Origin of the sequence: Micromonospora sp. DT233 (assembly GCF_049841815.1) — a bacterium.
Lineage (GTDB): Bacteria > Actinomycetota > Actinomycetes > Mycobacteriales > Micromonosporaceae > Micromonospora.
Window position 1 is genome coordinate 314,446 of the sequence record NZ_JBNCLB010000005.1, and the last position, 19,034, is coordinate 333,479.

Here is a 19,034-nt window from a genome sequence, read left to right on the forward strand (position 1 = left end):
CAGGTAGCGGCGGGTCACGGCTCTGTGTTGGTGGCCTGGGGTCAAGGAGTCAGGCCGTTGCCAAGGCCGTGGAACGTCGGCCAATGACGCCCAACGGTGGCGATCGATGCCACGCGTTTGCGCAGCTCAGGCAGGTAATGGGCATCCTTTGCCCGGTTCGCTCGACACCAGGCACCAGTTCAACGCCAAGTGACGCCGTAACCGACGGCACGGCGGCCGATTCTGTAAATTACCCGCGTGCTCGTCGGGCTCGGCCGGGCGCTGGGTCCGTGCGCCCCTATGGTTACATTCATGGATCTCTTCGAGGACGCCGTGGTCCGCGAACTCGCCGCCGTGGTGAGTGGAGAGCGTCGATGATCTCCGGTGGACGTCCCACGAGCGACCTGCACGAGCTGACGCCGCCGCCGACGCCGACCATTCCGGTGTTGTCCGACGGAGAGCCGGTGATCTCGTACGCCCAGGAACGTCTCTGGTTCATGGACGCTTACGCGCCGGGCACGACGGCGTACACGATTCCGAAGGCGTGGCGGCTGCACGGTCCGGTCGATCCGGAGGCGCTCGCCGGGGCGTTGAACCGGGTCGCGGCCCGGCACGAGCCGTTGCGGTCTCGCTTTCCCGCGACCGTGGACGGCCGGCCGGTCGTGCTGATCGACGAGGTCGGCACGCTCCCGCTCGCCACCGCGCAGGCCGGCTCCGAGGAGGCCGTGGGCGCGCTCGTCGACGCGTTCGTGGCCGAACCGTTCGACCTGGCCGCAGGCCCCGTGGCGAGGGCGTTGCTGATCACGGTCGCCCCCGCCGAGCAGGTCTTCGTGCTCGCGGTCCACCACATCGCCGCCGACGGGTGGTCCACCGGGCTCCTCCTCGACGAGGTGCTGGCCTGCCTGGCCGGCGACCCGCTGCCGGACCTGCCGGTCCGTTACCGCGACTTCGCCGCGTGGCACCGCGCCCGGCCCGACACCGAGCGGGATGTCGCGTACTGGTGCGAGCAGCTCGCCGGCGTCACGCCGCTGGAACTGCCGACCGACCGGCAGCGGCCGGCGACACCGACCTACACCGGCGCGGCGCACGGTTTCTCGGTCGCGCCCGGCGTGCTCGACGAGCTGTTCCGGCTGGGGGAGAAGCAGCAGGCCACGCCGTACATGGTGCTGCTGGCGGCGTTCGCGGTCCTGCTGGGTCGCCGGGCGCAGCAGGACGACGTGACGATCGGGTCGCCGACGGCCGGGCGGCCGGTGCCCGAGCTCGACGACCTCGTGGGCTGCTTCGTCAACATGGTGGCGATGCGGGTCGACGCCTCGGGCGACCCGACGTTCGTGGAGCTGCTCCAGCGGGTCCGAGCCGTGGTCGCAGACGCGTTCGCCCACCAGGAACTGCCGTTTGAGCGACTGGTCACCGAGCTGAACGTGCCACGGGAGGTGTCCCGTTCGCCGCTGTTCCAGGTGGTCTTCTCCATGCCGGGCCACGCGGCGGTCGAGCGGGGCAATCCGTCGATCACGGTGGCCGAGGACGTGGACCTGTCGTACCGCGTGACCCGGTTCGACCTTGAGCTCCACGGCGGCGGCGACGGCGAGTTCCTGATGACCTACAACACCGCGTTGTTCACCGCGGACTCGATCGAGCGCCTGGGCGCGCACTTCCGCGTTCTCCTGGGAAGCATCGCCGCCGACCCGAGCGCGCCGATATCGAGCCACGAGCTGCTCACCGCCGACGAACGCGCGCAGCGCGTGCGCTGGAACGACACGAGCGCCGACCTCGGCCCGGACCGGCTCCTGCATGCGCCGATCGAAGCGCAGGCGCGCAGCACGCCGGTGCAGCCGGCGGTGATCCATCCTGGGGGCCGGCTCTCGTACAGCGAGGTCGACCGCAGGGCCGACCATCTCGCGGCGCGGCTGACCGCCTCCGGGGTGACGCGGGGCGACCTGGTGGCCGTGGTGATGACGCGGGGGTGGGAGCAGGTCGTCGCGGTGCTGGCGATCAACAAGGCCGGCGCCGCCTACCTGCCCATCGACGCCGACCTGCCGCAGCGCCGCCGCGACGAGCTCGTCGCGCGCGGCAACTGCGCCGTGGCGGTCACCCAGGCGCCGCTGTGTTCGCGGCTGAACTGGCCGGCCGGGCTGGTGGTGCTGCCCGTCACCGAGGAGTCGGGTGACCCGACGCCGGCCTGTCCCGCCGACCCCGGCGACCTCGCGTACGTGATCTTCACGTCGGGGTCGACGGGCACGCCGAAGGGCGTGATGATCGCGCACCGGGCCGCACTGAACACCGTCCGCGACGTCAACGCCCGGTTCGGGCTGGGGCCCGACGATCGGGTCTTCGCGCTCTCCGCCCTGAGTTTCGACCTGTCGGTCTACGACGTCTACGGCACGCTCTCCGCCGGGGCCACGCTGGTCATGGGACGGCCGCAGGAGGACAAGGACCCGGCCGCGTGGGCGCGGATCGTCACGCAGCAGCGGATCACCGTGTGGAACTCGGTGCCCGCGCTGATGGAGCTGCTGGTCGAGCACGCCGAGTCGGAGGGAACAGACATCAGCTCGCTGCGGCTGGTGATGATGTCCGGCGACTGGATTCCGCCGACGTTGCCCGACCGCATCCGCGCGCTCGCCCCGAATGCCGAGATCATCAGCCTCGGCGGGGCGACCGAGGCATCGATTTGGTCCATCTGCTACCCGATCGGGCACGTCGACCCGTCGTGGTCGTCGATCCCGTACGGCCGCCCGATGACCAACCAGCAGTTCCATGTGCTCGATCGCGGGATGTGCGACGTTCCGGTCGGCGTGCCCGGGGACCTCTTCATCGGCGGCGTCGGCGTGGCGTCCGGTTACTGGAGGGCCCCGGAGCGGACCGCGGCGGCGTTCGTCACCCACCCGCGCACCGGCGCGCGGCTCTACCGGACCGGCGACCTTGGCCGGTACGGGCCCGATGGTGTGATCGAGTTCCTCGGCCGGGCCGACGCCCAGGTCAAGATCCGCGGCTACCGGATCGAGCTCGGTGAGATCGAGGCCCACCTGACCCGCCGACCGGAGGTCGCCGAGTGCGTGGTGACCACGCACGGGACGGGTAACGCCGCCCAGCTCGTGGCGTACGTGGTGGCCGAATCCGGTGTCGTGGCCGACCCGGCGCGGCTGCGGTCGCACCTTGCCGCGGCACTGCCGACCTACATGGTCCCCAACGCGTTCGTCACGCTGCCCCGGTTGCCGCTGACCGCTAACGGCAAGGTGGACCGGGGGCGGTTGCCCGCGCCGGAGGCGCCGGCCGGCGCGGGGGCCGAGCGGGTGCCGCCCCGCACCGACTCGGAGCGGATGATCCACGCGGTGTGGGCGGACGTCCTCGGCCGGGCCGACATCGGGATCGACGACGACTTCTTCGCAGCGGGCGGTCACTCCCTGCTCGCGATCAAGGTGGTCGAGCAGCTCAGGCGCGCGACGGCGGACGGTGCCTCGATCGCCGTGACGGACCTCTTCGGCACCGCGACGATCCGGCGGCTCGCCGCCCTGCTCGACGGCAAGCCGCCGACGGAGCGTGGGCTCCTGCACCGGCTGACGCCGGAGCCGTCGGCCGAGGCCGAGCTCAGCTACGTCGCCGTTCCGTTCGGCGGAGGCAGCGCGATGGCGTACAAGTCGCTGGCGGACGAGCTGCCGGCCACGCACGCGCTGTGGTCCGTGGCGCTGCCCGGTCACGACCCGGGAATCGACGAGCCGCGCGTACCGCTGGCGGAGATCGCCGCGCGCTGCGTGCAGGAGATCCAGGAGCGGGTCGCCGGGCCGATCGCGTTGTACGGGCACTGCGGCATCGGCGGGGCGCTCGTCGTCGAGATCGCCAGGAGACTGGAGGCGGTCGGCCGCGTCCCGGAGGCGGTCTACCTCGGCGCGGTCTTCCCCTTCGCCCGGCCGGGTCGGGGCCCGCTCGGTAGCCTGCTCCGGCTCGCCCACCCGGACAGGTCGCGCAGCGACCGCTCCTACGCGGCCGAGCTGACCGGGCTCGGGCTCGACCTGAGCGAGATCGACGCCGCGCAGGCCCGGGTCATCGTGCACCACACCCGCCGCGACACCGAGGAGGCGGAGGACTACTTCACGCGGCTCTTCGAGGGCCCGGTGCAGCGGCTACGGACCCCGATCATCAGCGTGGCCGGGGAGCACGACCCCCTGTCCGACTTCCACCGGGAGCGGTTCCGCGAGTGGCACCTGCTCAGCGACACCACCGCCCTGGTGGTGCTCGACGAGGCGGGTCACTTCTTCCAGAAGCACCGCGCGGCCGAACTCGCCGAGATCGTGACGACCACCCATCCCGCCATCCGGGCCGGGCAGCCGACCGGCGGGGGCGGGTGGGCTCTGCGCGAGGTCTCGCGTACGCCGCAGGAAGCCGGCCCGCGCCCCACGATGCGGGCTTTCCTCGCGGTCGCGGCGGCGCACTTCGTCTCGGCCGGCGGCGCGGCACTGGCCGCGTTGGCGGTGGTGATCTGGGTGCTGCTGACCACCGGCTCGCCCGGCCGGTTCGCCCTCTGCGCCGTGGCCGGGCTGGTTCCCGGGCTGCTCGTCGCGGGGCGGGCCGCCGACGTGGTGAACCGCAGCGACCGCCGCACGGTGCTGCTCGCCGGCGCCCTCGGCGCGGCCGGGGTCCAGGTGACGCTCGGGCTGCTGTCGTGGACCGGCGGCCTACAGCCCTGGCACACCTATCCGCTGCTCGCCCTCCTGTCGGTGGCGCTCACCTTCCAGCGGGTCGCCGCCGACTCCGCCGTGCCGCAGCTCGTCCCCAAGCGTCATCTCGGCCACGCCACCGCCCTCACCAGGGTCGCCGCGACGGCCAGCCGGCTGTTCGTGCCGGTAGCGGCCGTCGGGCTGATGGCCGTCGTGGGTCTGCGGGGCGTCCTCGCGCTCGCCGCGCTGAGCGCCGCGGTCGGGATCACCGTCACGCTTTCGGTCCGTTTCCCGCGCACCGCGGCGGGGCCGGCGCTGCCGGGAACGGCCGAGCTCAAGGCCGGTCTCCGGTACGCCTGGCGGGACACCCGGCTGCGTCGGATGCTGATGTTCTTCACGCTGCTCAACGTGCTGCTGTCGCCGCTGTTCCTGCTGATCCCCGCGCTGGCGCTGGAGACCGGCCGGCTCGTCGGGCTCGGTGGGACACTGCTCGGCGCGGGGCTGGCCGGCGTGCTGGGCGGTCTCGTCATGCGCGCCTGGGGTGGCCCGTCACGCGGGCGGATGCGAGGCGTGCTGCTGGGCACGCTGTGCCTGGCCGGGTGCGCCCTGCTGACCGGCCTGCCCGCGCATCCGGTGACGATCGGCCTCGGGGTGTTCGGCCTGTCACTCACGCTGACACTGATCAACGGCATGCACGCGGCGATCGTGACGGTCAAGGTCCCGCAGCGGCTCCACGGTCCGGTGCTCGCGCTCCACACGATGATCGGATGGTCGGCGCTGCCGATGGGCGTCGCATTGCTGGCGGCGTACGCGTCGGAGCTGCTCGAACCGCTGCTGGCTCCCGGCGGTGCCCTCGCCCCGAGCATCGGCGCGGTGCTGGGTGTCGGGCCGGGACGGGGAATCGCGTTGCTGTACGTGCTGCTGGCGGCGGCCCTCGTGCTGCTGTCGGTGCTGGCGCTCGGCGTCGGGCTGCCCCGACTCGTCGACGACAGCGCCGACGCCACGCCCGACGACCTGATCGGGCTCGCGGCGCTGGGCCGCGATCCCGGTCGCCCCGGTGGCGACGGGCTGGACGTGCGGGGGGCTCGCCGCAGCCCTGAGCGCCACGCTGACCGCGCTGCCGCCGCCGGTGACCGCCGACTGCCCGGTCAGGAGCCCTGAGGTGATGATCGACTCGGAGTCGCATCGTGCGGCAGGATGGGTCGGTGGACGACGCGCAGAAAACCGACGAGGACGTCAACGGCCTACCGCAACTTCTTCAACTCCCTGTCCGGCAAGCGCAAGGGCCGCAAGGTGGCACCGTCCCGGTTCCGGTTGCGGCTGCCGAAGGTCGGCGACGTGCTGGTGCGCTGGTCCAGGGCGCTCCCCTCGGACCCGTCGAGCGTGACGGTGATCAGGGATGCGGCGGGCCGGTACTTCGCCTCGTTCGTCGTGCAGAGCACCGACGCACCCCTACCGCCGGTCGACTCCGAAGTGGGCATCGACCTGGGGCTGACGCACTTCGCGGTCCTCTCGGACGGCAGGAAGGTGGCGGCCCCGAAGTTCCTGCGCCGGGCGGCCCGCAAGCTGCGCCGGTTGCAGCAGGACCTCGCGCGTAAGCAGCGCGGGAGCCAGAACGGGAAGAAGGCCGTCGTGAAGGTCGCTTGCGCTCATGCGCGGGTGGCGGACACCCGGCGGGACTGGCAGCACAAACTGTCCACGGTGATCATCCGCGACAACCAAGCGGTGTGTGTCGAGGACCTGTGCGTGAGCGGTCTCGGTCGGACCCGGCTCGCCAAGAGCGTGCGCGACGCCGGGTGGGCCAGCTTCACCGCCATGGTGGAGTACAAGGCCGCCAGGTGCGGGCGCGCATACCTGACGGCGTTCTTCGACACCGGCGAGGAGCGGCAGGGGAAGCAGCGCAAGCGCTGCCCACCAGGTCGGCCGTTTGCTCAGACCCAGGAGAATGCCGATCGTCAGGGCTGCGCCACCGAGGCCGGCGGCCATGATGAGAACGGCGGTGGGGGCGCGTTCGACCGAACCGCCCGCGTCAGCTGAGGCCCAGCCTGTCAGCCCTCCCAACCCCGCGGCCAACCCGCCCGCCAGCCAACCGCCGCCCAGTCGCATTTCAGGACGTAGCAACGATCGTCATGACGCTCCAGCCGTGCTGCTGGATGTGAGCGATCGTGGTCAGCTCCAACGGGTGCCGATCTTGCGGGTCGCCGTAGTCGTGGCAGAGGATGCAGCGACAGGGCGACTCGACTTGACTCACGCCGCGATCGTACGGGCCGAGCCGGTATCGACAAGGTCGTGGTGGCGGCGATCGTCACCTCGACCACCACCACGAGCGGTGCGTGGAGCAGATTACCTTCGTCGAGGGTGAGCCCTCACCCGGGCGGACGCATGGACATCGGCTGCTCAGCGGCCACCTTCAGGCGTTGATCCAGACCGAAGTAGCCCATGTGCGTTGACTCGACGGACCTGACGTGCGGCCACACGTACACGCGGTCGATTCCTGGCTTGGCTGAGACCTGGTGCGTGGATCTGCCGCGAGGCGCACGCTAGCCTGCTGGCATGCCTCTCTCCGGCCGCGCTCGGCGGCGGGCGTCGCGCCTGCCGGTCTGGCCCCGGTCGACGATCGCGGGTGTGGTCGGGTCTCTTGGGCTCCTTCTCGCTGGTCTGTTTGCCGACTTGGGGCCGCCACCGCCGGTTGGCGAGCTGGTCCCCGCCACAGTGGTTGCTGTTGAGCCCGGCTCGAGTGGTCGGGGTGCTTCAGTGCTGCTGCGGGTCGAAGAACGTGACGGACCGGCTCTTTGCAGCATCGACCGGGCGGCGTTTCCAGGAGAGCGTCTCCCACCGCTGGACGCGAGGATGGTCGTTGACTACACGCCCGCCAGGTGCGCGCCGGCCCCGGTGTCGAAGGAACTGCCCCGTTGGGTGCTCCTTACGGCAGGCGGTGGGGGCCTGGCACTCATGGTGGTCTACCTGTGGTCGGCTCGGCCGATTACCTTTGCCCGATTCATGACGGCCTGGAGGCGCGGCTACATCGGCGGAAACAGCTGACATTGGCGGCTCCGGAGCAGGTCGGACACCGCCGGGTGCCGTCCACCGGGGGTGACCAACGGGTGCCGACCGAGGCTGGCGTTCGGGCAGCTCAGGTGGCCAACACGGCTACGGTGGCCACCGAAGCGGCCATTGCCTGACCCGTCCGGTTCCGGCGGCAACTCCCCGCCCCCTGACGTCGCCCGCCGCCAGCGTCGTCAGGGGGCGCAAGGGACACCGCCATGGGGAGCATGGGCTCCGAGCTGCGCTGATGAACGGTGACGACACGCCGCCAGGTGGGCGATGATCACGCTTTCTGGCAGGGTTGTCGTCATGGTCGCCCTCCTCCGCTCCCGTGTCACCGACTGGACCCTCGTCGTACCGCTGCTCGCTGTGGTGCTCCTCGCGGCGTGCTGGGGGCGGGAGCTTCCCGCGCTGGCAGTGGTGGTCGTGGCGGTCTTCCTGGCGGGGGCGGTGCTGGCGGCGGTGCACCACGCGGAGGTGGTCGCCCACCGGGTGGGCGAGCCGTTCGGTTCGCTGGTGCTCGCCGTGGCGGTCACGGTCATCGAGGTGGCCCTGATCGTGACGCTGATGATCAGCGGCGGGGAGAAGACGCAGTCGCTGGCCCGGGACACCGTCTTCGCCGCCGTCATGATCACCTGTAACGGCATCCTCGGGTTGTCCCTGCTGCTCGGCGCGCTGCGCCGGGGGGTGGCGGTGTTCAACCCCGAGGGCACCGGCGGGGCGCTGGCGACCGTGGCCACCCTGGCCACCCTCAGCCTCGTCGTGCCGACCTTCACCACCAGTCGTCCCGGCCCGGAGTTCTCCCCGCCGCAGCTGGCCTTCGCGGCCGTGGCCTCGCTGGCCCTGTACGGGCTGTTCGTGCTGGTGCAGACCGGCCGGCACCGGGACTACTTCCTCCCGGTCACCGCCGACGGGACCGTGGTCGACGCCGACGGCGACGGGCACGCCGACCCGCCGCCGAAGAGCGCCGCCCTGATCAGCCTGGCGTTGCTGCTGGTGGCGCTGATCGCCGTGGTCGGCCTGGCGAAGATGGTGTCACCGGCCATCGAGTCCGGGGTGGCCGCGGCCAACCTGCCGCAGGCGTTCGTCGGTGTGGTCATCGCGCTGCTGGTGCTGCTGCCCGAGACCCTGGCGGCGGCCCGCGCCGCCCGCCGGGACCGGGTGCAGATCAGCCTGAACCTGGCTCTCGGTTCGGCGATGGCCAGCATCGGCCTGACCATCCCGGCGATCGCCGTGGCGTCGATCTGGCTCGACGGGCCGCTGCTGCTGGGGCTGGGCGGCACCCAGTTGGCGCTGCTGGCGCTGACGATGGTCACGAGCGTGCTGACCGTGGTGCCGGGCCGGGCGACGCTGTTGCAGGGCGGCGTGCACCTGGTCCTGCTCGCCGCCTTCGTCTTCCTCGCCGCCAGTCCCTGATCTGCTTGCGGGGACGCCGACCAAAAGGATGATCAACGGGGAGCCGATGGCCGGCATGATCGACGGAGGTCCGGGGTACTGGGCCGGTCAGGGACGAGCCGGGGAGGGCGACTGTGACGGCACGCTGGGGACGTCGGTCGCGAGGGCCGCTGGCCGGCTTCGTCGCGGCGTTGGTGCTGGTCGCCGGCTGCATGGTCGGCGGCGGCGTCGACGAGAGCGGACCGGAGCAGCCCGGCCCCGGGCAGCCCCAGCGCTCCGCCGCCCCACCCGGCGCGGATCGCACCCGCGCCGACGGCTCCACCAGCGTCGACGAGTTCAAGGAGGACTTCGCCGTCGCGGTGGAGAAGGCCGAGCTCTACTGGGAGGCGCAGTTCCGCTCCTCCGGCCGCAAGTTCCAACCGATCCGGCGGGTCGTGCCGTACCAGCGGGAGGGCGAGGTCTCCTGCGGTGAGCAGGCGCTGCCGCGCAACAACGCCGTGTACTGCTCGGCGGGCGACTTCATCGCCTACGACGTCAACTGGTCGGTGGCGGCGTTCCGGCAGGTCGGCGACGCGTTCCTGTTCTACCTGCTCGGCCACGAGTACGCCCACGGCGTGCAGGTGCGCCTGGGCATCCGCTACAACTTCACCATCCAGCAGGAGTTGCAGGCCGACTGCATGGCCGGGGCGTACCTCGGCGGGTCGATCAAGGCGCAGCAGCTGACCCTGGAAGAGGGCGACCTGGAGGAGTTCCGCGAAGGGCTGCTGGCCGTGGGCGACGACCCCGACCAGCCGTGGTTCGCCGAGGGGGCGCACGGCACCGCCGAGCAGCGCACCGACTACTTCTTCCGGGGCTACGAGTCCGGCCTGGCGGCCTGCAACCTGGGGTGACGCCGCCGGCGACCCGGGCCGACCGGGGGTGCCGCGCCCGCCCGGGCGGAGGTCGTCGAGGTCACCCCGGCCGGGTCCGGGCGTCGCGGGCACGCCGGGCGCTGAGACAATCGCGCCGACCCCGTGACCCCTCTGGAGGACCCGCTGAGCAGCCAACATCCCGCCGCCGTGCTCTTCGACATGGACGGCACCCTGATCGACAGCGAGGGACTCTGGACCATCGCCCTGCGCGAGCTGGCGGTGGAGTACGGCGGCACCCTCTCCGAGGCCGCCCGCCGGGCCATCATCGGCACCAGCATGGCCGACTCGATGCGGATCCTGCACGACGACCTCGGCCAACCGCACCGCGACCCGGTCGCCAGCGCGAAGTGGATCGACGCCCGGATCCTGGAGCTGTTCCGCACCGAGGTGCCGATGCGCCCGGGGGCGGTGACGCTGCTGCGGGCGGTCCGCGCGGCCGGCATCCCGACCGCCCTGGTCACCTCCAGCCTGCGCTCGGTGGTCGAGGTGGCGCTGGACACCCTGGGGCGGGAGAGCTTCGACGTGATCGTCTGCGGCGACGAGGTGGGGGCGACCAAGCCGCACCCGGAGCCGTACCTGACCGCCGCCCGGCTGCTCGGGGTGCCGATCGAGCGCTGCGTGGCGATCGAGGACTCCCCGACGGGGGTGGCCAGCGCCCTGGCCTCCGGGGCAGCCGTGCTGGCCGTGCCGGCGGAGCTGCCGATCGCGCCGACGGACGGCGTACACCAGTTGGAGAGCCTGACCGGGGTCGACCTGGAGCTGCTGGCGGCCCTGCTCGGCGAGCCGCCACCGGACTGACCGCCCGGCCGCGGGCGGGGCGCTGCGCGTGGGTGGCCCGGGTCAGCGGCGGGTCACTCGTCCGCGCCGGGGCGGGCGGGCCGGGAGCGGGCGTCGACCAGCGGGTCGGCCGGTGCGGCCGCGACCGGGAACGGCGGCGGGGTGCCGCCGAAGGTGGGGCAGAGCGCCTGGTGGTTGCACCAGTCGCAGAGCCGGCTCGGGCGGGGCCGGAAGTCCTGCCGGGCGGTGGCCGCCTCGATCGCCTGCCACAGCGCCACCACCGTGCGCTCGAAGCGCAGCAGCTCCTCGGCGTCGGGGGCGTAGTCGCAGACCTGCGCGTCCTTGAGGTAGAGCAGCCGCAGCACCCGGGGCACCACGCCCCGGGTGCGCCACAGCACCAGCGCGTAGAACTTGAGCTGGAACAGCGCCCGGGCCTCGAACGCCTCCCGGGGGGCACCGCCGGTCTTGTAGTCGACCACCCGCAGCGCGCCGTCCGGCGCCACGTCCAGCCGGTCGAGATAGCCCCGGATCAGCAGCTCGTCGTCGACCACGGCGGAGATCAACGCCTCCCGCTCGGCGGGCTCCAACCGGCGCGGGTCCTCCACCGCGAAGTAGCCCTCCAGCAGCCCGGCCGCCGAGCGCAGGAACTCACCCGTGCCGGCCGGGTCGTCGGCGTCGAAGAGGGCGGCCAGCTCCGGCTGCTCGGTGACCAGCCGATCCCACTGCGGGGCCACCAGGTCGCCGGCCGCCTCCGGGGTGCGCCCCCCCGCCGGCAGGTCGAACAACCGCTCCAGCACCGCATGCACCAGCGTGCCCCGGGCCTGCTCCATGCTGGGCCGCTCGGGCAGCCGGTCGATGCTGCGGAACCGGTAGAGCAACGGGCAGGTCTTGAAGTCGGCCGCCCGCGACGGCGACAGTGACGCCCGGACGGTGGCCGGCACCCCCGCCGAACTCTGCGCCTGCTGCTGGTCGATCTGCGGTTCCGCCGTCATGCCCGGAAGGTTAGGCCACCGGTCCGACAACCCGCACTCGCCGCTCCGCGCAGTCGGCGTCGCCGCAGGGTCCTTGACATCCTCTCCGCCCTAAAGGGCGGAGATTCCCTCCACGCTGCGCGTGGAACACGCAACGTCCGGGTGGGTTACCGCTTCACGGCGCGGTGCCGGCACGGGTCCCGGTCTTACCTGCGCTCCACGGTCGTTGAGGTCCGCCCGTCCGGCGGCCCTGATGTTCCTGGCGGCGTTGACGTCCCGGTCGTGGTGGCTGCCGCACGGGCAGTCCCACGATCGGACGTCGAGGGTCATCTTGTCGTTGACCCGGCCGCAGTCGGAGCACATCCGGGTCGACGGGAACCAACGGTCCACACGTCCGAACGTGCGCCCATACCGGGCCGCCTTGTACTCCAACATCGCCACGAACTGCGACCAGCCGGCGTCGTGCACCGACCTGGCCAGCCGGGTCCGGCCGAGACCGGTCACGCACAGGTCCTCGACGTACACCGCTTGGTTGTCGCGGATGATCGTGGTGGACAGTTTGTGCTGCCAGTCCCGCCGGGTGTCGGCCACCCGGGCGTGTGCCCTGGCGACCTTCACGACGGCCTTCTTCCGGTTCCGGCTCCCGCGCTGTTTGCGCGCGAGATCCTGCTGCAACCGGCGCAGCTTGCGGGCCGCCCGGCGCAGGAACTTCGGGGCGGCCACCTTCGTGCCGTCCGAGAGGACCGCGAAGTGCGTCAACCCCAGGTCGATACCCACCTCGGAGTCGACCGGCGGTAGGGGTGCGTCGGTGGCCTGCACGACGAACGAGGCGAAGTACCGGCCCGCCGCATCCCGGATCACCGTCACGCTCGACGGGACCGAGGGAAGCGCCCTGGACCACCGCACCGGCACATCCCCGACCTTCGGCAGCCGCAACCGGCCGTTGTCCAACACCGCGAACCGGGAGTTCTTCGTGAACCGGACCGCCTGCCGGTTGTCCTTACGAGACCGGAACCGGGGCGGTGCCACCCTGCGGCCCTTGCGCTTGCCGGTGATTGAGGCGAAGAAGTTGCGGTAGGCGGTGTTCAGGTCGGCGAGGGCCTGTTGCAGCACCACCGCCGACACCTCGCCGAGCCACGCCCGTTGCGGGGTCTGCTTGGCCTCGGTGATCAGGCGGCGGGACAACTCCCCGTCGGAGATGTACGCCAGCCCCTGCTCGCGGGCTTCCTGCCGTGCGCGCAACCCGTCGTTGAACACCACCCGCGCGCACCCGAACGCCCTCGCCAGCGAAGCCTGCTGGCCGGAGTCCGGGTAAAGCCGGTAGTTGTACCGCAGCTGCACCCCCACACAATACCATTGGTCTATGTCTAAACTTGAAGGAATCCGCACCGGTAGGCACTGCGTTTTCGCTCTGCACGCCCACTTGGTCTTCGTGACGAAATTCCGACACCAGGTGTTCGATGACCGGCACCTCGCCCGGATGGAGGAAATCATGCGGGCGGTGTGCGCCGACTTCGAGACCGAGTTGGTCGAGTTCAACGGCGAGGACAACCACGTCCACCTGCTCGTCAACTTCCCGCCGAAAGTCGCCCCCGCCAAGCTGGTCAACAGCCTCAAGGGGGTCTCCTCGCGCCGCCTGCGGCAGGAGTTCCCCGACCTCGCGCGCCACTACTACCGGGCCAACAAACTGTGGTCAGGCTCGTACTTCGCGGGCTCCGTCGGCGGGGCACCGCTGAGTATCGTGCGTCAGTACATCGCGCAGCAGAACCGCCCGGTCTAAGGCACTGCTCGGGCCTTGACGGCCCGCACAGCACGGGCCTTCACCCCCGGCCTGAAGGCCGGAGCACTGGCCCGCATCCCGGTAGCATCGGGGCGATGGAACAGCAGCAGAGCGGGCCGCCGCAGCGACCACGGCGGCGCGCCGGGCTCACCGTCGGTCGGGTCTTCGGGGTGCCCCTGCACCTCGACGCGACGATGCTGCTGCTCACCGTCCTCGTCACCGTCATGTACGCCGAGTTCGCCCGCCGCCAGCTCGAGCTCTCCCAGGTCGGCGGCTACCTGATCGGCTTCGGGTTCGTCGTGTCGCTGCTCGGCTCGGTGCTGCTGCACGAGCTCGGGCACGCCCTCACCGCCCGCCGCTACGGCATCGGTGTCCGGGGAATCACCCTGGAGCTGCTCGGCGGTTACACCGAGATGGACCGCGACGCGCCCAGCCCCAAGGTCGACCTGTTGGTGTCGCTGGCCGGCCCGGCGGTCTCCGCGCTGCTCGGGGCGGCGGCCGTCGCCGTCACCTGGGCGCTGCCCGCCGGCACCCTGGCCCACCAGCTCGCCTTCCAGCTCGCGGTGAGCAACGTCATCGTGGCGGTGTTCAACTCCCTGCCCGGCCTGCCGCTGGACGGCGGCCGGGCGCTGCGCGCCGCCGTGTGGGCGGTGACCCGCGACCGGCACACCGGCACCGAGGTCGCCGGCTGGGTCGGCCGGGCCGTCGCCGGCGGCACCGCCGTGGCCGTCGTCGTCCTGACCACCTACGGGGTGCTGGCGCCCCTGGCGCTGCCGCTGATGCTGCTGGTCGCGCTCACCCTGTGGCGCGGCGCCGGGCAGTCGGTGCGGCTGGCCCGGATCAGCCGCCGGATCCCGCTGATCGACCTGCGCCGGCTGGCCCGCCCGGTGCTGGCGGTGCCCACCGGCACCCCGCTGGCCGAGGCGCAGCGCCGCCGGGCCGAGGGGGCCCGACCCGACGCGGCCATCACCGTCACCGACGGCGCCGGGCGGCCGGTCGCCCTGCTCGACCCGGTGGCCGCCGACGCCGTGCCGCCGGCGCGGCGGCCCTGGATCGCCGTCGACGCGGTGTCGCGGTCCCTGGCCGGGCTGCCCGCCCTGCCCGTCGGCCTCGACGGCGAACGGGTGATGGCGGCCGTGCAGACCCACCCGGGCGCGCAGTACGTGGTGACGGCAGGCGAAGATGTCGTCGGCGTTCTGCACATCGCGGATCTGGCGCAGCTCCTGGAACCCAAACGGAAGATGAACACGTGACCGCACAACCCCCCGCCCTCCCGGCCGACGTCGAGACCCCGACGCCCGCCGACACCCCGCCCACGCCGCCGGCGCACGACCCCGGCGCGGCGTCCGAGGTGCCGGGCCCGAGCCAGCGCAGGGGGCCGTTCCGCCCCGGCGACCGGGTGCAACTGACCGACCCGAAGGGGCGGATGCACACGGTCACCCTGGAGCACGGCAAGGCCTTCCACACCCACCGGGGCATCCTGGAGCACGACGCGCTGATCGGGCTGCCCGACGGCAGCGTCGTGACCACCTCCGGCGGCGGGACCGCGTTCCTCGCGCTGCGCCCGCTGCTGTCGGACTACGTGCTCTCCATGCCGCGCGGCGCCCAGGTGATCTACCCGAAGGACTCGGCGCAGATCGTCGCCATGGGCGACATCTTCCCCGGCGCGAAGGTGCTGGAGGCCGGCGCCGGCTCGGGCGCGCTGAGCTGCTCGTTGCTGCGGGCCGTGGGCACCGGCGGTGAGCTGCACTCCTACGAGGTCCGCGACGACTTCGCCCAGATCGCCCGGCGCAACGTCGAGGCGTTCTTCGGCGGCCCCCACCCGGCGTGGCAGCTGCACGTCGGCGACGTGGCCGGGTGCCCCGAGACCGGCTTCGACCGGATCATCCTGGACATGCTGACCCCCTGGGAGACCCTCGACATGGTCGAGCGGGCGCTGCTGCCCGGCGGGGTCTTCATCGGCTACGTGGCGACCACCCCCCAGCTCTCCGAGCTGGTGGAGGCGCTGCGCGAGCGCGGCGGCTGGACCGAGCCCAGGGCCTGGGAGTCACTGGTGCGCGACTGGCACGCCGAGGGGTTGGCCGTGCGCCCCGACCACCGGATGATCGCGCACACCGCGTTCCTGGTCTCGGCCCGCAAGCTCGCCCCCGGCGTCACCGCCCCGCCGAGGCGGCGCAAGCCCAGCAAGGGCGCCGAGGCGTACGCGGAGCGGCGCGAGGCGCTGCGCCAGGTCGAGGCGGCCCGGCAGGCCGCCGCGACCCCGCCCGAGGCCGCCGCAGCCGTGGCCCCGCCGATGGCCGCGGAGGTGCCGCCCGTCGCCGCCGCCGAGGTGCCGCCGGAGGCCACCGGGGAGCGGGAGGCGCGGTGACCGGACAGCAGAACCCGTGGGGCGGGTACGGGCGGCCGAGCGGGGCGGGTGCGGGTCGTCCCACCGTTGCCGCGGGCTCGTCGGCCGGCGGCCGGGGCGAGTGGACGGCCCGTTCCGGCGGGTGGGGGGAGGCCGCGTGAGCCAGCCCGGATTCGGCGGTCAGGACGTGCCGGCGGTCTTCCCGGACTGGTCGCCCTACACCGACCTGGAGTCGGCGGCGCGCGCCTACCTGCGCGACCCCGACGTCGCCCTGGAGGCCCTCGGCGGGGTGCTGCGCGGCGCGTCCGTGCTCGGCTTCACCCTGGAACGCTTCGTCAACGAGGTCAACGGGGTGTGGCAGGAGGTGGCGGTCTGCGACGGCAGCCGGCTCGTGCTCTGGCACGGCGAGGACGTGCCGCCGGGGGAGGGGCCGCCGGGGTCGATGACGTCGTCGCTGCGGGTCGTGCCGGTCTCCAGCGTCACCGAGGTGGGCTGCCGACGGCGGCTCACCCGGGCCGACGACGGCGGCATCCGGGTCGACAGCATCGACGTCTACCTGTTGCTGACCTCGTTGGACGAGGCCCCGCCGGGCGACGAGATCGCCGGGACGCCCCGGCACGACGCGCTGCGCTTCGGCAAGACCATCGACGACGGCGGGGCCGGGCAGATCGCCCGGTTGGAGGAGTTCGCCCGGCTGGTCGCCTCGGTCGTCGGCCGACCGCTGCTCTGAGCGCCGCCCCGCCGGGCGGTCGGTCGTCCTCGGCGTCCGGGCCGGGTGGCCGGTCGTCCTGCGCCGCCCCGCTGGGCGGTCAGTCGTCCTCGGCGTCCGGGCCGGCGACGGCCGCGCCGTCGCTGCCGCGCACCACGTGGATGCACTCGCCCGGGCACTCCTTCGCCGAGTCGATCACCTCCAGGCGCAGGTGCTCGGGCACCTCCACCCGGCTGCCCGGGGCGAGCCGCAGCTCGCCGTCGGCGCCCTTGACGTACGCCAGGCCGTCGACGTCGAACTCGAAGACCTCCGGCGCGTACTGCACGCACAGGCCGTCGCCCGTGCAGAGGTCCTGATCCACCCAGACGTGCAACTCGTCCGTCGTGACCTCGGCCATCGCCGCACCCCCCATGTTCTCCCGCCCGACCCCACGACGGTACCCGAACGCCCGGACCTGCCCCTGCGGCCACCCGTGGCGATCAAGCTTCAGTGACGAGGGTGTTGCGTGGGACCGAATCGGCCTCATAGCGGCTAGTGTTAGGGCAGAACGTTCAAGCCCCCCGGGGAGGTGGGACGTGGCACGCAGCGACGACGCGGACTCGCGCGCCGCACGGTGGGAGAAGGAGGCCCACGATCTCTCCACGCAGGTCGCATTCCTCCAAGAGGAACTCGCCCTGGTGCGGCGCAAGTTGACCGAAAGCCCCCGACACGTCCGGCAGCTCGAAGAGCGGCTGGCGGCCACCCAGGCACAGTTGGCGCGGCTGACCGAGAACAACGAACGGCTCGTGAGCACTCTCAAGGAGGCCCGCGCGCAGATCGTGACGCTCAAGGAGGAGATCGACCGGCTCGCGCAACCGCCGAGTGGCTACGGTGTCTTCCTGGCGGCGCACGAGGACGGCACGGTGGACGTGTTCACCGGGGGGCGCAAGCTCCGGGTCGCCGTTTCACCCTCGCTGGACGTCGCAGAGCTGCGGCGTGGCCAGGAGGTCCTGCTCAACGACGCACTCAACATCGTCGACGCGTTCGGCTTCGAGCGGGTCGGCGAGGTGGTGATGCTCAAGGAGATCCTGGCGGGTCCCGACGGCGCACCGGGTGACCGGGCGCTGGTGGTGTCCCACTCCGACGAGGAGCGGATCGTGCACCTCGCCGAGACCCTGATCGGTTCGCCGATCCGGGCCGGCGACTCGCTCATGATCGAGCCCCGCTCGGCGTACGCGTACGAGCGGATCCCGAAGAGCGAGGTCGAGGAGCTGGTCCTGGAGGAGGTGCCCGACGTCGACTACACCGACATCGGTGGCCTCCAGTCGCAGATCGAGCAGATCCGCGACGCGGTGGAGCTGCCCTTCCTGCACGCCGATCTGTTCCGTGAGCACCAGCTCCGGCCGCCCAAGGGCATCCTGCTCTACGGGCCACCGGGCTGCGGCAAGACGCTCATCGCCAAGGCCGTGGCCAACTCGTTGGCCAAGAAGATCGCCGAGCGGTTGGGCAAGGAGCGGCACACCAGCTTCTTCCTCAACATCAAGGGCCCGGAGCTGCTCAACAAGTACGTCGGCGAGACCGAGCGGCACATCCGGTTGATCTTCCAGCGGGCCCGGGAGAAGGCCGGCGAGGGCACGCCGGTGATCGTGTTCTTCGACGAGATGGACTCGATCTTCCGTACCCGTGGCTCCGGCGTCTCCTCCGACGTGGAGAACACGATCGTCCCCCAGCTGCTCAGCGAGATCGACGGCGTGGAGGGGCTGGAGAACGTCATCGTCATCGGCGCCTCCAACCGCGAGGACATGATCGACCCGGCCATCCTGCGCCCCGGCCGGCTCGACGTAAAGATCAAGATCGAGCGTCCGGACGCCGAGGCGGCCAAGGACATCTTCTCGAAGTACATCCTCGCCGGGCTGCCCCTGCACCCCGACGACCTGGCCGAACACGGCAGCGACCCGCAGGCGACCGTCGCCGCCATGATCGACGCCGTGGTGCTGCGGATGTACTCCGAGACCGAGGAGAACCGCTTCCTCGAGGTCACCTACGCCAACGGCGACAAGGAAGTCCTCTACTTCAAGGACTTCAACTCCGGCGCGATGATCCAGAACATCGTCGACCGGGGCAAGAAGATGGCGATCAAGGAGTTCCTCACCTCCGGCCGCAAGGGCCTGCGCCTGCAGCACCTCCTCGACGCCTGCGTCGACGAGTTCCGCGAGAACGAGGACCTGCCCAACACCACCAACCCGGACGACTGGGCCCGCATCTCCGGCAAGAAGGGCGAGCGGATCGTCTACATCCGCACGCTCGTCTCCGGCGGCAAGGGCACCGAGGCCGGCCGGTCGATCGAAACCGCCAGCAACACCGGTCAGTACCTGTAGACCGGGCACGCCACCGGGCCCGCGACGCACCTCGTCGCGGGCCCGTCGGCTCCCGCCGCCGCCGACCGTCCCGGGACGACACCGCCACGCGGCCCGCCCGCCACACCCCCG

14 protein-coding genes are annotated in these 19,034 nt (G+C 72.1%); 10 read left to right on the forward strand and 4 right to left on the reverse strand.

The genetic code is table 11. The features are described 5' to 3' along the window. Nucleotides 1-353: 353 nt before the first annotated feature. Nucleotides 354-5,792, forward strand: a complete 5,439-nt coding sequence (locus tag ACLQ2V_RS15225) for a non-ribosomal peptide synthetase/MFS transporter (RefSeq protein ID WP_425719114.1) — start codon at nt 354-356, stop codon at nt 5,790-5,792. Between the two features lie 36 nt (nt 5,793-5,828). Then, entirely contained in the window at nt 5,829-6,668 is an 840-nt protein-coding gene (locus ACLQ2V_RS15230; protein WP_425719115.1) for an RNA-guided endonuclease InsQ/TnpB family protein, read from the forward strand. 70 nt (nt 6,669-6,738) lie between these two features. Here the strand turns inward: ACLQ2V_RS15230 and ACLQ2V_RS15235 are convergent, their stop codons facing one another. Continuing rightward, entirely contained in the window at nt 6,739-6,882 is a 144-nt protein-coding gene (locus tag ACLQ2V_RS15235) for a hypothetical protein (RefSeq protein ID WP_425719116.1), read from the reverse strand. 1,103 nt (nt 6,883-7,985) lie between these two features. Between ACLQ2V_RS15235 and ACLQ2V_RS15240 the strand changes: the two genes are divergently transcribed. The 3 genes from ACLQ2V_RS15240 to ACLQ2V_RS15250 all read left to right on the forward strand — a co-directional run bounded on the left by ACLQ2V_RS15240 (nt 7,986) and on the right by ACLQ2V_RS15250 (nt 10,780). Next, the gene (locus ACLQ2V_RS15240; protein WP_425719117.1) at nt 7,986-9,092 is read left to right on the forward strand and encodes a calcium:proton antiporter; all 1,107 of its coding nucleotides are present in this window, start codon (nt 7,986-7,988) and stop codon (nt 9,090-9,092) included. Nucleotides 9,093-9,205: 113 nt separating this feature from the next. Further along, the gene (locus tag ACLQ2V_RS15245) at nt 9,206-9,961 is read left to right on the forward strand and encodes a neutral zinc metallopeptidase (protein WP_425719118.1); all 756 of its coding nucleotides are present in this window, start codon (nt 9,206-9,208) and stop codon (nt 9,959-9,961) included. 168 nt (nt 9,962-10,129) lie between these two features. After that, the gene (locus ACLQ2V_RS15250) at nt 10,130-10,780 is read left to right on the forward strand and encodes an HAD family hydrolase (RefSeq protein WP_425719216.1); all 651 of its coding nucleotides are present in this window, start codon (nt 10,130-10,132) and stop codon (nt 10,778-10,780) included. Between the two features lie 53 nt (nt 10,781-10,833). Here the strand turns inward: ACLQ2V_RS15250 and ACLQ2V_RS15255 are convergent, their stop codons facing one another. After that, nucleotides 10,834-11,751 carry a RecB family exonuclease gene (locus ACLQ2V_RS15255; RefSeq protein WP_425719119.1) on the reverse strand — a complete coding sequence of 306 codons (918 nt, stop codon included), beginning with the start codon at nt 11,749-11,751 and terminating at the stop codon, nt 10,834-10,836. Between the two features lie 90 nt (nt 11,752-11,841). Next, the gene (locus ACLQ2V_RS15260; RefSeq protein ID WP_425719120.1) at nt 11,842-13,071 is read right to left on the reverse strand and encodes an RNA-guided endonuclease InsQ/TnpB family protein; all 1,230 of its coding nucleotides are present in this window, start codon (nt 13,069-13,071) and stop codon (nt 11,842-11,844) included. 22 nt (nt 13,072-13,093) lie between these two features. Here ACLQ2V_RS15260 and tnpA point away from each other — a divergent pair, with 22 nt between their 5' ends. From tnpA to ACLQ2V_RS15280, 4 genes are all read left to right on the forward strand, one after another. Next, nucleotides 13,094-13,510, forward strand: a complete 417-nt coding sequence (tnpA, locus tag ACLQ2V_RS15265) for an IS200/IS605 family transposase (RefSeq protein WP_425719121.1) — start codon at nt 13,094-13,096, stop codon at nt 13,508-13,510. A 95-nt stretch (nt 13,511-13,605) separates the two neighbouring features. Continuing rightward, a complete protein-coding gene (locus tag ACLQ2V_RS15270) occupies nt 13,606-14,763 on the forward strand; it encodes a site-2 protease family protein (protein ID WP_425719122.1) in 1,158 nt (385 codons plus the stop codon). A gap of 98 nt (nt 14,764-14,861) precedes the next feature. Next, nucleotides 14,862-15,878 (forward strand): tRNA (adenine-N1)-methyltransferase, encoded by a 1,017-nt coding sequence (locus tag ACLQ2V_RS15275; RefSeq protein ID WP_425719217.1) that lies wholly within the window; start codon nt 14,862-14,864, stop codon nt 15,876-15,878. 136 nt (nt 15,879-16,014) lie between these two features. Then, entirely contained in the window at nt 16,015-16,587 is a 573-nt protein-coding gene (locus ACLQ2V_RS15280) for a hypothetical protein (protein ID WP_425719123.1), read from the forward strand. Nucleotides 16,588-16,666: 79 nt separating this feature from the next. On the opposite strand, the gene ACLQ2V_RS15285 is transcribed toward ACLQ2V_RS15280, so the two are convergent. Next, a complete protein-coding gene (locus ACLQ2V_RS15285) occupies nt 16,667-16,963 on the reverse strand; it encodes a ferredoxin (RefSeq protein WP_425719124.1) in 297 nt (98 codons plus the stop codon). A 178-nt stretch (nt 16,964-17,141) separates the two neighbouring features. On the opposite strand from ACLQ2V_RS15285, the gene arc reads away from it, so the two are divergent. Next, nucleotides 17,142-18,923: a proteasome ATPase gene (arc, locus tag ACLQ2V_RS15290; protein WP_425719125.1), complete on the forward strand. Its 1,782-nt coding sequence runs from the start codon at nt 17,142-17,144 to the stop codon at nt 18,921-18,923. Nucleotides 18,924-19,034 lie beyond the last annotated feature (111 nt).